This window comes from Vibrio sp. YT-19(2023) (assembly GCF_033337395.1).
In genome coordinates this window covers 1-581 of record NZ_JAWOQN010000840.1, presented here as the reverse complement: position 1 = coordinate 581, position 581 = coordinate 1, and the positions used below count along the sequence as shown (strand labels likewise).

Below are 581 nucleotides of genomic sequence, written 5' to 3'. Positions count from 1 at the left end.
TATATAATTTTGCCAAATAACCCGGAGAAAAGAGAGCCTCATGTCATCTCATCCAACAAAAATTACCTTTTTCGAATTTCTCACGCCATTGATCACTTCTGGCCAAAAGACCATCACTATTCGTGACGAATCAGAAAGTCACTATGTACCGAACACAGAAGTAGAAGTATTCACTTTGGAAACTGACCGCAAGGTTTGTAATATCAAGATCTTGTCTGTTGAGCCATTAAACTTTGATGAAATCAACGAGTTTCACGCAGAACAAGAAGCCATCGAATTGCCAAAACTCAAACAGTTGATTCGAGAAATCTATCCGAATATCGATAAGCTGTTTGTTATCGAATACGAATTGATCAAAAAGTAGACCACAAAAAACTAGACGACTGGTCTAATTCATCTTATAGTACCGCCCATGAACGCAAAAACAAATGACACACGCCAACACATTCTCGACGTCGGGTACGAATTGATTGTTACCCGAGGGTTTACGAGTGTTGGACTTTCAGAGCTACTAAAAACGGCCGAAGTGCCAAAAGGCTCGTTTTATCATTACTTCAAATCTAAAGAACAGTTTGGTGAGG

General features: G+C 39.4%; 2 protein-coding genes. Both read left to right on the top strand.

All coding sequences use genetic code 11. The features are described 5' to 3' along the window. The first annotated feature begins 40 nt into the window (after positions 1-40). Positions 41-364, top strand: coding sequence for a N(4)-acetylcytidine aminohydrolase (yqfB, locus tag R7E78_RS28760; RefSeq protein WP_276387328.1), 324 nt, complete (start codon positions 41-43; stop codon positions 362-364). A 48-nt stretch (positions 365-412) separates the two neighbouring features. After that, positions 413-581 (top strand): TetR/AcrR family transcriptional regulator (locus R7E78_RS28755; RefSeq protein ID WP_318058965.1); only part of this gene is annotated, 169 nt, incomplete at its 3' end.

Excerpts from the sequence above, each read along its gene's own strand:
- yqfB (WP_276387328.1), top strand. The coding sequence starts at position 41 with ATGTCATCTCATCCAACAAAAATTACCTTTTTCGAATTTCTCACGCCA.